Origin of the sequence: Chloracidobacterium sp. (assembly GCA_016711345.1) — a bacterium.
In the GTDB taxonomy this organism is placed as follows: domain Bacteria; phylum Acidobacteriota; class Blastocatellia; order Pyrinomonadales; family Pyrinomonadaceae; genus OLB17.
Genome location: JADJTD010000001.1, coordinates 3776993 through 3789547 on the forward strand (window position 1 = coordinate 3776993; position 12555 = coordinate 3789547).

Sequence of the window (12555 nt, forward strand, 5' to 3'; positions counted from 1 at the left end):
CTTCGAGATCGATCCTTTCCATATTCCTTTTCATTTCCGTCGGAACATACTTTCAAGGTACGCGCTGCTTGCGCGCCACGTGTGCGCCAAATCAGCCAATCACAAAAGAACGGATTACAACCAAACTAAAGTAAAATATAACGGAAACGAAGAAACCCAAACTTGAAAAAACCACGATAAACTCCTTTACGAGACTTCGAATCAGAGGGTCGCAAGTTCGAATCTTGCCGGGTGTACCATTTCTTCAGTCTCGCAATTTTAGATATCCGGAATCCAAAAAACCCGACCGCCGCTTTTTACCATTTTAAGGCCTAAGCCGTTGAGTTCGGTCTCGGGAACGCCTAGATAGGTGAAGTGCGGCAAGTCGGAGACTACTGTTTGATACCAGCCGTGTTTTGCGAGGATGGATCGTACTTTTGCGTTTTCGAACTCTTTTACGTCGAGAGCGAGCATCGAAAGGTGCTGTGATGTGCCGGGCGGTGCGACCGAGTAGATGATAGATTTTTGCAGGTCTTTGGCAAAGTAAATTCTGTCCTGTTCAAGTCTTAATATTTCAGGAACTTGCTCAAATGGCGACAATAATCTTATCCGTTTAGCCTCGACTTTTGTGATGCGGTCTTTGCCGGTCCAATATGTCAATCCCGGGTTTACGCGGCTGGCCCAGAGCGTAACCGTGTGCGTGTAACTGCGTCGTGCGGAATCGGCACCGCGAGGCGAGATAGATAAGCGAGCCGAGCGGGCTTCGGCGATAGCTGCTTTTAGTGCGGTCATCGCCGACGATTGCAGTTCGATCTTGTAGCCACCGATAGTTTCAGATGAGGTCTTTAGCGACGACTGAAATGCAGACACGTCGGCCTCGTCTTTAAATACAACTTTCTTAGGTGGGGTCGCACCATTCCGAGCGAGAAAGACCGCTCCGTATTCGCGAAGCAGTAATCTACCTGCGTCGTCAGTCGGCTGTTCGAAGGCCTTTGGCAAATTGTCCAGAAATCCTTTTGTCATTTGAGGTTCTGTCATTTTTGCAGTGTCGGTCGGCGAAGTGTTTGCGGCATCAGAGGGTTCAGCTTTTGAACCGACAGACCAGCAGCCTGCTCCCATAAGAAATGTAGCCAATATTATAAGGGATTTCTGCATGTTCTATACAGGCGAAAATTCACGGATCACTTCGATCACAGATTCGATGTGAGGTTTCATATATACGTCAGTTTCGATGAACGGGACCTTTGCGCGGATATTGTTATAAAGCAGTCTCGTTCCGACACCCAAATTCTTGTCAGACCCAATCACTTTTTTACGAAAATCAACGCCTTGTGCCGCACAAAATGTTTCGAGTGAAAGGATCGTTTCGAGATTTTCTGCCACAGTTCTTAATTTCAGCGCCGCGGTCGCACCCATCGAAACATGATCCTCGACATTCGCCGAACTCGGGATAGTATCGACGCTCGCCGGATGTGCAAGGATCTTATTTTCGGTGCAAAGGGCCGCTGCCGTGTATTGAACGATCATAAAGCCGGAGTTGATCCCGCCGTGTTCGGTAAGAAACGGCGGTAAAATATGTGAGTTCGATGCCTCATCCGTTAGACGCATGATGCGGCGTTCGGAGATGTTTCCAAATTCTGTCAACGCGATCGCGAGATAATCAAATGCGAGTGCGAGTGGTTCGCCGTGAAAATTGCCGCCGCTGATGACTTCTATCTTGTCGGCGTCATCGACAAAGATGAGCGGATTATCGGTGACGGCGTTTAGCTCAAGTTTCAATAGCCATTCGGCATAAAGCACTGCGTCGCGACACGCTCCATGAACCTGTGGCATACATCGCAGCGTGTAGGCGTCCTGTACATTTGCCGGATCGAAATCGCGCACGAATTCACTCTCGGTCAATATTTTGCGGAGATTTGCGGCACATTCGATCTGACGCGGATGCGGCCTGAGAGCGTGGATGCGTTCGTCAAACGCTGATACCGTTCCGTTCAAAGCTTCGAGGCTCAGGCAGCCGCTCACGTCGGCCAGTGCTGCAAGTTTTCGGGCTTTTGTGGTTTCAAGAATTCCGACCGCTGTCATCACAGTCGTGCCGTTTGTTAGTGCAAGGCCTTCTTTGGCTGCCAGTGTGATAGGGGCAAGATCTGCTTTTGCGAGAGCGTCACGGCCATTGAGCGTTTCGCCGTTGTATTCAGCTTCGCCTTCGCCGATAAGAACGCAGGCAAAATGAGCGAGCGGCGCAAGATCGCCGCTGGCCCCGAGACTTCCCTTTTCAGGAATGATCGGATGGACGCCGCGATTGAGAAATTCGAGAATGAGTTCAAGCGTTGAAAGTTTAATACCGGAAAACCCGCGAGCAAGCGTATTTGCACGGATCAGCATTATCGCCCGAACAGTCGGAATATCAAACGGCCTTCCGACGCCGACAGCGTGGCTTAAAACGATGTTTCGCTGAAGCGTTTCGACCTCTTCGCGGCTGATGATCTTGTCCTTGAACGCACCAAAACCCGTCGTAATGCCGTACGCGATCTCGCCACGGTCAAGCAGGGTTTGCACCGCATCGGCAGAGCGATTGACGCTTGCTTTCGCTGTATCGGACAACGCGACACGCGGTTCACCTGGTTTTCCGTAGGCAACAGCGATAACTTGTTCAAATGTGAGGCTTTCGCCGTCAATGATGATCTCGGTGGTCATAAACAATGAGAGATTAACACAAAATCGCCGAATGATTTACAGGACGACTTTTCCATTTGAAATTACAGAGTGGACTAGATTACCGCCAAATTCATAGACCACTTGGCGGTAATCATTAGAATCGAGAATACAAAGATCTGCTTGTTTGCCAACCTCAATCGAGCCAACCGTGTCACCTCGGCCTATCGCATAAGCGGCATTTATTGTTGCGGCATTCAATGCTTCTGTAGGCAGTAATTCTTGGTAACGACACGAAATTGCCATCGCCATAGGCTGCGATGGACAAGGAGCTGAGCCCGGATTGTAATCCGTTGAAAGTGCAATGGCACATCCGGCGTCGATCATTTTTCTTGCGTTGGCAAATTGCGTTTTGCCAGCGTTAAAGTTTTCTGTTGGTATGACAATGCCGACTGTTTCGGTTGCGGCAAGCTGATCTATTTCTTCATCCGAGATCGCATCGAGATGATCTATCGACACTGCACCCAGATCTATTCCCAATCGACTGCCGCCTAGATTATTAAACTGATCAACGTGGGCTTTTATACCGAATCCCAAATCTCGTGCCGTCTCTAACACACGCCGCGATTGGGCAAGATCATACGCATTCCTCTCAGTAAATACATCGCAGAAAAACGGTGTGCTGGTTGTTTTGAAATGCGATTGCTCATACCATTTCCAAGCAAGCGGCAGCATTTCAGCGCAGATCAGATCGACATAAGCATTCGCGTTTTCGTTAAATTCCGGCGGCACAGCATGAGCTGCAAGAAAGGTCGGAACAACGGAAATCGAATGAGTTTTGTCTAAGTGTTCGATCACCGCGAGCATTTTTAGCTCTGTCTCTGTGTCGAGGCCGTAGCCCGTTTTTATCTCGCAAGTCGTTGTTCCGCAAGCGAGCATTTTGTCTAGCCGTTTGTTGCTTTGTTCAACGAGTTGGTCGAAGGTTGCAGCCCTCGTATGTTTTACGGTTGAAATAATGCCGCCGCCGTTTGTCAGGATCTCAAGATAATCCGCACCTTTGATCTTTAATTCAAATTCATTCAGCCGATCGCCCGCAAAAACAATATGCGTGTGCGGATCAACAAAGCCCGGACAAACAACACGGCCTTCGGCATCGACTATGTTGTCAGACGAATGGGAATCAAATATCGCAGCCGACCCGCCGACGCCAATGATCTTGCCGCCGGCGATCGCAACCGCTCCATTTTCGATGATATCGACATCAAGCATCGCCAATCCGCGTTTCGACTTGCCGCCGGACACACACGTTACGAGTTGTCCGGCATTGTGAATAATGAGTTCTGCTTTATGCATTTATGGTTTTGGCTTGGTGATCGTCTTGTGAATTTCGGGGGTTGCCATCAGCGAAGCCGAACCGTACCAAAGAGTCATATCGGGAATCAATATCCCCGCCTTAACCGCCGGATCGCTTTCAACCATTTTTTGAGCTTCCTCGATGGCTGCCGTATTAAAGATATAGAGTCCACGATACCCCTTGTCGTTCTTCATAAAAGGCCCGGCGACCGCCAACTTACCTTCGTCAGCAAGACGCCCAATGTTTTTCATGTGTCCCGCAAAAATATCGTCGCGTTCTTTACCTTTGAAATCGCCATCTTTGGGTCCAGTTTTCAGAATTACAAGAACGTAATTTTTCATTCCGCGCTCGTCACCGCCGAGCTTTTTTGCTAGTTCTGCATCGTATTTTACCGTTTCTGCGGGCTTATTCGTCTGGCCAAGGGTGAGATTACTTAAAGCGAATAAAGTTACTACAGAAAGGAATATCGCATTTAGGTTTTTCATAGAATTATCCTACCAACTTGTAAAATTTGTGAAAGTTTAACATATACGCGCCTCAGACTGAATAAGATTCACCTTAGAATTTATTGCCGTTACAAATTGGGTTATCATATTCGAAAAGAACTTATGTCCAGAATCATACACGCCCCAACAGGCACTGAACTTAGCTGCAAAAATTGGTTGATCGAGGCCGCTTATCGCATGATCCAGAATAACCTTGATCCGGACGTGGCCTTTGACCCGGATAATTTGATCGTTTACGGCGGACGCGGCAAGGCTGCGCGAAATTGGGAGAGTTTCGACGCGATATTGAGTTCATTAAAAGACTTGAATGAAGATGAAACGCTTTTAGTCCAGTCTGGCAAGCCGGTCGGCGTTTTCAAAAGCCACACTGACGCTCCACGCGTTTTGATCGCTAATTCAAACATCGTTCCGCATTGGGCCACACAGGAGCAGTTCGATCAATACGAACGCGACGGCCTGATGATGTACGGTCAGATGACTGCAGGCTCATGGATCTACATCGGAACGCAAGGAATTTTGCAGGGCACGTATGAGACTTTCGGATCACTGGCACGGCAGCATGGTTGGGGTTCGCTTGCAGGAAAACTTGTGCTTACAGCCGGACTTGGTGAAATGGGCGGAGCTCAGGCGCAAGCTATTACGTTTAACGGCGGTGTTGGTTTACTTGTTGATGTTGATCCGTGGCGTATCGAGCGGAGACTTGCTTTGAAGCAGGTCGATGTAGCGGCGAAAGATCTCGATGATGCACTCGACTTAGCTAAAGCGGCGGTTGATGCAAAAGAGGCAAAGTCCATCGCCCTGCATGGCAACGCGGCTGAAGTTCTTTGGCAACTTCTCGAACGCGGCGTAATTCCTGATGTTGTTACCGATCAGACTTCGGCTCATGATGTTCTATATGGATATATTCCGGTTGGTTTAGATATCGAACAGGCGAACGAACTGAGAAAGACAAATCAGAGTGAATACGAAAAACGCGCGATGGATTCGATGGCTATACATGTCGAAGCAATGCTCGAATTTCAAAAGCGTGGGTCCATTGTTTTTGATTACGGCAATAATCTGAGACAAAGGGCGAAGGACAACGGTATCGCAAATGCATTCGATTATCCCGGTTTTGTTCCTGCGTATATTCGTCCGCTGTTCTGCGAGGGCAAAGGACCGTTTCGATGGGTCGCTCTTTCGGGCGATAAGGAAGACATCTATAAAACGGACGAAGCGATAATGAATCTTTTCCCGGATGATGATCATTTAACAAAATGGCTGACGATGGCTCAAGAGAAAGTTGAATTTCAAGGTTTGCCTGCACGCATATGCTGGCTTGGTTACGGCGAACGTGCAAAGGCTGGGCTGAAATTAAACGAAATGGTCGCATCCGGCGAGCTAAAAGCGCCTATCGTCATTGGCCGTGACCATCTGGACTGTGGCAGCGTCGCCTCTCCAAACCGCGAGACGGAATCGATGAAAGACGGAAGCGACGCTATTGCCGACTGGGTTTATCTCAATGCGATGATAAACGTCGCGGGCGGAGCAACATGGGTATCGCTGCATCACGGTGGCGGCGTTGGAATCGGCTTTTCACTTCATGCCGGACAAGTAATCGTCGCCGATGGAACGCCCGACGCCGCCAAGCGGATTGAACGCGTCCTCACTACTGATCCCGGAATGGGCGTTATTCGCCATGTCGATGCGGGGTATGAAGAGGCTATAGAATTTGCTGAGAAGAATGATGTTAGAATCCCGATGATAAAGTAGAATCTGATATATGGAGACTATTTTCGAGCAAACCACAAAAGTTGATCCTACCGTTTTTTTTACTAGAAATGACAAGAACGATCCGCGTCTGGGTGAAATAGTTGGTCGTGAAGAAGCTGATTACGCATCGGCGGATATTGTCATTCTGGGCTGTCCGCAGGATGAAGGTGTGCGTCGAAACAACGGACGTGTGGGAGCGGCTACAGCCCCGGACAAGATACGCGAACAGTTTTACAGACTGACGCCGTTTAATATTAAGAAAAAGATCTTTGATCTCGGCAATGTCTTTATCGGCAGTAGTTTAGAAGAAACTCACGAGACGCAATTTAAGGTTGTCACGCAGGTATTGAAAGATGACAAGCGTGTGATCGTGCTTGGTGGAGGAAATGATATTTCGTATCCCGATGGAGCGGCGATGGCTGAGGTTTTCGGGCCTGAGCAGTGGATCGGCGTAAATATTGATGCCCAACTCGACGTTCGTATCGCGGAACAGAGAAACAGCGGCACGCCGTATCGACAGCTTTTAGAAGAAAAACATCTGCTGCCAACCTATTTTTACGAGGTCGGCTATCAAACGCATTTTTGCTCTCCGGTTTATTACGAATATATCCGCGATCTCGGCGTGCATCGTATCAGCCTCGAATTGCTCCGCTCACGTACCGAAGCCGACCTCGAGATCAAGGAACAGATCCGGCAAAAATTCATCGGCCACAGTTCATCACTGAATACATTTTTCGGCTTCGACCTCGACGCAGTCCGTTCCGCAGACGCTCCCGGCACATCCGCTCCATCACCACTCGGCCTGCGTGCCGGTGAATTTATCACGCTTGTAAAATACGCCGCTTCGCTGGCAAATACAAAAATTATCGAGTTTAGCGAGGTTAATCCGACGTATGACGTTGATAATCGGACCACAAAGCTCGTCGCGATCGGTATGCATCGGTTTTGTTCAGGTGTTGCATAAGATTTGAAAATGGCGCTTGATGAATGAAGGATCGTGACTCGTTAGTCTAGAAAACGGACGGGTTAAGCCGTTCTAATAAGGGTGATAATGCCGGATATAATTGACGACGATGTGAATCAACGACAAGAACCAAGGGTCGCTTAAAAAAAATTGCGATGCCAGGCTAAATATATGATCAGCAATGGTTTATCGGAATCATCTCCAAAAAAGCCATCTCACGACCCCCAAAAAGCCATTTTTAAACCTCAAAAAGCCACTTTTACTCCCCCAAAAGCCATCAAAAAATAAGAATATTTCCTAGCGATGGTCCATGCTCGGCGGCGTTGGCAGGATGGACGGAATGGTCGGCAGCTGCATCGCCACTTGGCTTATAACGGCGAATTTTTCATACTTATTCAAGACGCCACATTGGCAATTACAAGGATCATCGAGTTCAGCGAAATCAACCCGAGGCTAGATGTCTAATCGAACGTTTTGCTCCTGCGTGGCGTTAATCTGAAGGATGGAGAACCAATTATGGATAAATCGCCAAAAGGGTCGATATGGCTTTTCCTTATAACTTTTGCGTTCGTGTTTTACGGAATGGGTGCGTCGTTTATTGAAAGCTTCGTCAACTATCCAACCTGGAAATTGATCGGGCCGAATGAATTCCTCACATATCACAATGCAATTAGCCCGCTGATAATTGGCTATCTGGTTGCTCCTATGGTTTTGGGAACATTGCTGACGGGTCTATTGCTCTGGTTTCGGCCACAGGCGATTCCCGTCTGGGCACTATGGACAGCTTTTGGATTGCAGGTCTTTGTTTGGATCTCGACGGTTACGATCCAAATCCCGATACAGATAGAATTGAGCAACTCCGGCCTGTCAATTCCGGCAATCGACAAACTGCTCATTACAAATTTCTGGCTCCGCAGAATTCCATACACGATAGATGCGGGGCTGTTTGTCTGGATGATGTCGTTATTATTAAGAACACATTATTCAGAACCAACCGCAGCAGACTAACAGTCTGTCGACGATATAAAGCGGAAACTTGTAAAAGTCGAGATGACTCGGTTATGCAGTGGAGTCGCGTAATTTGAATCAATAAGTAATATAATAGACGATGCGAAAAATACTATTAACACTTTTGTTTGTAACCCTTTTTCATAATGCTTATGGACAAGTTTGTGAAAACAAACCGCCTACAATTGAGGTTAGCGGGAGTGCCGAGATCTTTGTCCAACCAGATGAAGTGACCATTTCACTTGATATAACCAAATTGAACAAGGATCTGCAAATTGCAAAGAAAGAGGCGGATACTGCTCTATCTCAAGTAATTGATCTGACAAAACGATTCAGCGTTAAGGCGGAAGACGTCAAAACGAGGAACATTTCTGTTGAAATGAAGAATAAGTTCATTCGCGATCCCAAAAATCGTACTTATGACGAAGACGGTGAGGAAATCGGTACAAAAGTGTTCCTGGGTTATCAAGTGTCCACGTCGGTCAATGTAAGAATGACTGACATCAGTCGTTTTCAAGGCTTTCTTGATGAAGTTCTGAGAACCGGCATCTCTGAAGTAAATAATGTTTCTTTCGAATCTTCAGAACTGCGAAAATACAAGGATAAAGCGCGTGAACTTGCGATGAAAGCGGCTTATGAAAAAGCCTCTGCAATGGCAGGCGCTATAAATCAGACCATTGGTAAGGCGATACTTATCAAAGAGGGAAAGTTTTCAAGTTCCTTTACGATTGCTGGTGGTGCTCTCAGCTCAAATACATTTGTTAGAGATGGAATTGTTAGTAACCGCCCGACAGTGGTGACGAAAGACCTCGCAACATTTTCCCCAGGCACCATAAGCATCAGTGCTGAAGTATCGGTAGTTTTCCTTTTGAATTAGCTATTCATATACTTGACACGTTTCCCTCCTTTTGGCATTCTGATTGTTCGCTTTTCTCTTGGATTTGCGACGAGGTATAGTCTCTTAGCTCAGTTGGTAGAGCACTACCTTGACAAGGTAGGGGTCAGCAGTTCGAGTCTGCTAGAGACTACCATTTACAAATTTTCGATAAGATGCTTACGAAGAACTTTGCTGTTTTTATAACTACTACGACCCGCTTCTAATGGCGGGACAATAGAAGTTCAACAAACTTAAGTTTGTTGAACCTCAAAGCAAAGTCGCTCTTATCGGATCTGATCTTGGTTAGTAGTAGGAAGTTGTTGATCATTTAGATTTAGTTTGAGCGACTCGCAAATGCGTAAGCCCGCACGTAAGTAAGGGCGAATCATTCAAGTTGCGTGTACCGCCCTTACTAACGTGCGGGCTTTTGCATTTCCGATCAACAGTGTTATGAGCGATATAAACGTAAAATACAACGGAATTGGGCGCTCGATTCCTGCGCCTGCGACTGTCGCCGATGCGATAAACGCATTTGACCGTGACGCTTTGAAGAAGGCCCTTGCCGCGAAAGTTAACGGCGAGGAAGTCGATCTGAATCGCGAGTTGGCCGCGACCGACGAAGTGCTTTCCATCGAGGTGGTGAATGCCGATTCGACTGACGGGCTGGAATTGATCCGACATTCGACTGCACATTTGCTTGCGGCGGCGATCCTTGATCTGTTTCCCGGAACAAAGCTCGGCGTTGGTCCGGCGTTAATGGAAGATCCGCGGTACGGCTACTATTACGATGTTATTGCTCCGCGAAATCTGACCGAAGAAGATCTGCCTGTCATTGAAAAGAAGATGAAGGCAATGGCGAAGCAGAATCTCGTTTATCGCCGCGAGATCGTTGAAAAGGCTAAGATACTCGATATATTTAAGGGCCGCGAAGAGCCGCTAAAGTGTGAATTGATCGACGACAAAGTTTCTGACACCGCAAGCCTTTACTACATCGACAATTCGCCTTTCATCGATTTTTGCCTTGGCCCGCATGTGCCGCATACAGGTAAATTGCAGGCGTTCAAATTGCTCGCTTTGTCCGGCGCTTATTGGAAAGGCGATGCTGAGCGTGAGCAGATGCAGCGTATTTACGGAACTGCGTTTGCGACTCAGGCAGAACTCGACGCATGGCTCAAGCAGCGTGAAGAGGCCGAGAAACGCGATCATCGCAAGCTTGGCCGCGAACTCGATCTGTTCTCGATCGACGACAATTACGGACAGGGTTTGATCTTGTGGCATCCGAAAGGCGGAATTGTCCGCATGGAGATGGAACGCCTGCTGCGCGAAGAACTGGAACAGCGCGGTTACAGTTTTGTTTTCACTCCGCATATCGCGAAACGCAATCTTTGGGTGACGAGCGGGCACGAAGGCAATTATTCCGATTCGATGTACGCACCAACGAGCATTGAGGATGAGGAATATCGGCTCAAACCGATGAACTGCCCTTTCCATATTGGCATTTACAAGGCAAGCCCGAAGTCATATCGCGACCTGCCGCAGCGTTATTCCGAAATGGGTACGGTTTATCGAGCCGAGCTTTCGGGAACATTGCACGGGCTGATGCGCGTGCGTGGATTTTCGGTGGATGACGCTCACCTTTTTGTTCGGCCTGATCAGGTTCATGCAGAGGTTGCTGACTGTTTAGATTTTGCTATTAAGGTTTTTGAGACTTACGGTTTTGACAAAGTTAAATTTGAATTGTCGGTTCGGGGCGGTGCTGAAAATAAAGGTTATCTTGGCTCTGACGAAGATTGGGCAGCCGCTGAAGAGCAGCTTGCGAGTGCTTTGAAAGAACGCGAGATAACGTACGAACGTATCGAAGGCGAGGCCGCATTTTACGGGCCGAAGATCGACATTAAGATCGAAGACGCCATCGGACGTGTCTGGCAGCTTGGAACTATTCAACTCGATTTCAATTTGCCTGAGCGATTTGAGCTGGAATACACAGGTGACGACAATCAAAAGCATCGTCCGTTCATGATCCATCGGGCGTTATTTGGTTCGATTGAACGGTTCTTTGGCGTTTTGATCGAACATTACGCTGGTGCTTTTCCATTGTGGCTTGCACCGGTTCAGGTTGCGGTTCTGCCGATCACTGACCGCATCAATGAATACGCGGAAAAGGTGGCCGCTGAATTACGCAGTGCAGGTTTTCGCGTGGAATCGAATACAATATCTGATAAAATCGGTGCAAAGATCAGGAATGCACAATTGCAGAAGATTCCTTATATGCTGGTTCTCGGCGATCAGGAATTGGAAAATAATCAGGTCGCAGTTCGTGAGAGAAAACAGGGTGACATCGGCGCGATGTCGTTGGAAGAGTTCAAGGAGATGATAACGCGGCAAAAAAGCCAGCGAAGTCTCTAAGACAGGCTAAACACTTTCGGAGGTATTTATCGCTAGAAGATTTGGTGGAAACAGATTTAAGCCGAGGTTTCGGGAGCCGCTTCACCGCACGAACGAACGAATCAGAGTTCCGTCGGTTCGAGTCGTAACCGATGAGGGAGAAACATTGGGTGTAATGGATACGCGTGATGCGATCCAGGAAGCCCGGAAACGAGGGCTCGATCTGGTCGAGATCGCTCCGAATGCGCAGCCTCCTGTGGCCAAGATCATCGATTACGGCAAGTTTCTATATGAGCAAAAAAAGAAGGCTCACGAAGCGAAAAAGAAACAGGTCACAGTTCAGGTCAAGGAGATCAAGTTTCGCCCCGGCACCGACGATCACGATTATCAGTATCGAATGGAGCACGCACGTCAATGGCTCGGCGAAGGTGACAAAGTAAGAGCTGCCATAGCGTTTCGCGGCAGAGAAATGACGCACCGCGAGCTTGGAGCAAAGATACTTAAGAAATTGACTGCGGATCTGGCGGACCTCGCCGAAGTCGAGGTTTATCCCAAAATGGAAGGCTATCAGATGTTCACCATCTTCCTTCCTAAAAAGACTAAGGTTCCGGATAAGAAACCGGCAGATTTCCCAGCAGAGAAAAAAGCTGAAAAGGCGGAAAAGCCTACTGAAGAAAAGAAACCGGCAGCAAAGAAAGCTCCGGCAAAAATTAAAGAAGAGCCGAAGGACGACGACGAAATATTTTAATAAATACAGAGACTGTCCACCATTTAAGATTTGAAATTTAAGATCTGAGATTTAACAGGAGAAGGTAATGCCAAAACTAAAAACACATAAAGGCGCGGCGAAGCGTTTTCGCTCGACAGCGTCGGGCAAATTCAAACGCGGCCACAGCCATGCCCGTCACATTTTGACAAAGAAAACGAGCAAGCGTAAACGTAATCTTGATATTGACGTATTGGTGTCCGAAGGCGATCAGAAACGCGTCGAGAAGATGCTGCCGTACGGACGAGATTAATTGAGAATTGAAAACTGATAATTGAGAATTTCGGACATTTTTCATTGTCCATTATCAAC

11 protein-coding genes and 1 tRNA gene are annotated in these 12555 nt (G+C 47.7%); 8 read left to right on the forward strand and 4 right to left on the reverse strand.

Going from position 1 to position 12555, the window contains the following annotated elements:
* Positions 1 to 258: 258 nt before the first annotated feature.
* Genes IPL32_15900 through IPL32_15915 form a run of 4 tightly spaced genes read right to left on the reverse strand, consistent with a single transcriptional unit; the run spans position 259 to position 4470 of the window.
* Positions 259 to 1113, reverse strand: a complete 855-nt coding sequence (locus IPL32_15900) for a hypothetical protein (protein MBK8467301.1) — start codon at positions 1111 to 1113, stop codon at positions 259 to 261.
* Positions 1114 to 1137: 24 nt separating this feature from the next.
* Positions 1138 to 2673 (reverse strand): histidine ammonia-lyase, encoded by a 1536-nt coding sequence (hutH, locus tag IPL32_15905; protein ID MBK8467302.1) that lies wholly within the window; start codon positions 2671 to 2673, stop codon positions 1138 to 1140.
* A gap of 36 nt (positions 2674 to 2709) precedes the next feature.
* Positions 2710 to 3984: an imidazolonepropionase gene (locus IPL32_15910; GenBank protein ID MBK8467303.1), complete on the reverse strand. Its 1275-nt coding sequence runs from the start codon at positions 3982 to 3984 to the stop codon at positions 2710 to 2712.
* Positions 3985 to 4470, reverse strand: a complete 486-nt coding sequence (locus IPL32_15915; protein ID MBK8467304.1) for a hypothetical protein — start codon at positions 4468 to 4470, stop codon at positions 3985 to 3987.
* 123 nt (positions 4471 to 4593) lie between these two features.
* Between IPL32_15915 and hutU the strand changes: the two genes are divergently transcribed.
* The 8 genes from hutU (at position 4594) to rpmI (ending at position 12496) form a co-directional block, all read left to right on the forward strand.
* Positions 4594 to 6243: a urocanate hydratase gene (gene hutU / locus IPL32_15920; protein MBK8467305.1), complete on the forward strand. Its 1650-nt coding sequence runs from the start codon at positions 4594 to 4596 to the stop codon at positions 6241 to 6243.
* Positions 6244 to 6253: 10 nt separating this feature from the next.
* Positions 6254 to 7207, forward strand: a complete 954-nt coding sequence (locus IPL32_15925) for a formimidoylglutamase (GenBank protein MBK8467306.1) — start codon at positions 6254 to 6256, stop codon at positions 7205 to 7207.
* Between the two features lie 516 nt (positions 7208 to 7723).
* Entirely contained in the window at positions 7724 to 8215 is a 492-nt protein-coding gene (locus IPL32_15930; GenBank protein ID MBK8467307.1) for a hypothetical protein, read from the forward strand.
* A 100-nt stretch (positions 8216 to 8315) separates the two neighbouring features.
* Positions 8316 to 9092 (forward strand): SIMPL domain-containing protein, encoded by a 777-nt coding sequence (locus IPL32_15935; protein ID MBK8467308.1) that lies wholly within the window; start codon positions 8316 to 8318, stop codon positions 9090 to 9092.
* Between the two features lie 78 nt (positions 9093 to 9170).
* Positions 9171 to 9246, forward strand: a tRNA-Val gene (locus IPL32_15940).
* Positions 9247 to 9542: 296 nt separating this feature from the next.
* Entirely contained in the window at positions 9543 to 11498 is a 1956-nt protein-coding gene (gene thrS, locus IPL32_15945; protein ID MBK8467309.1) for a threonine--tRNA ligase, read from the forward strand.
* Between the two features lie 28 nt (positions 11499 to 11526).
* Complete coding sequence (locus IPL32_15950; protein MBK8467310.1) at positions 11527 to 12225, forward strand: translation initiation factor IF-3; 699 nt, start codon at positions 11527 to 11529, stop codon at positions 12223 to 12225.
* A gap of 67 nt (positions 12226 to 12292) precedes the next feature.
* Positions 12293 to 12496: a 50S ribosomal protein L35 gene (gene rpmI / locus IPL32_15955; protein MBK8467311.1), complete on the forward strand. Its 204-nt coding sequence runs from the start codon at positions 12293 to 12295 to the stop codon at positions 12494 to 12496.
* Positions 12497 to 12555 lie beyond the last annotated feature (59 nt).

Coding starts and splice junctions, on each gene's coding strand:
- rpmI (MBK8467311.1), top strand. CDS start 12,293: ATGCCAAAACTAAAAACACATAAAGGCGCGGCGAAGCGTTTTCGCTCG.
- IPL32_15910 (MBK8467303.1), bottom strand. CDS start 3,984: ATGCATAAAGCAGAACTCATTATTCACAATGCCGGACAACTCGTAACG.
- IPL32_15935 (MBK8467308.1), top strand. CDS start 8,316: ATGCGAAAAATACTATTAACACTTTTGTTTGTAACCCTTTTTCATAAT.
- hutH (MBK8467302.1), bottom strand. CDS start 2,673: ATGACCACCGAGATCATCATTGACGGCGAAAGCCTCACATTTGAACAA.
- IPL32_15915 (MBK8467304.1), bottom strand. CDS start 4,470: ATGAAAAACCTAAATGCGATATTCCTTTCTGTAGTAACTTTATTCGCT.
- thrS (MBK8467309.1), top strand. CDS start 9,543: ATGAGCGATATAAACGTAAAATACAACGGAATTGGGCGCTCGATTCCT.
- IPL32_15930 (MBK8467307.1), top strand. CDS start 7,724: ATGGATAAATCGCCAAAAGGGTCGATATGGCTTTTCCTTATAACTTTT.
- IPL32_15925 (MBK8467306.1), top strand. CDS start 6,254: ATGGAGACTATTTTCGAGCAAACCACAAAAGTTGATCCTACCGTTTTT.
- hutU (MBK8467305.1), top strand. CDS start 4,594: ATGTCCAGAATCATACACGCCCCAACAGGCACTGAACTTAGCTGCAAA.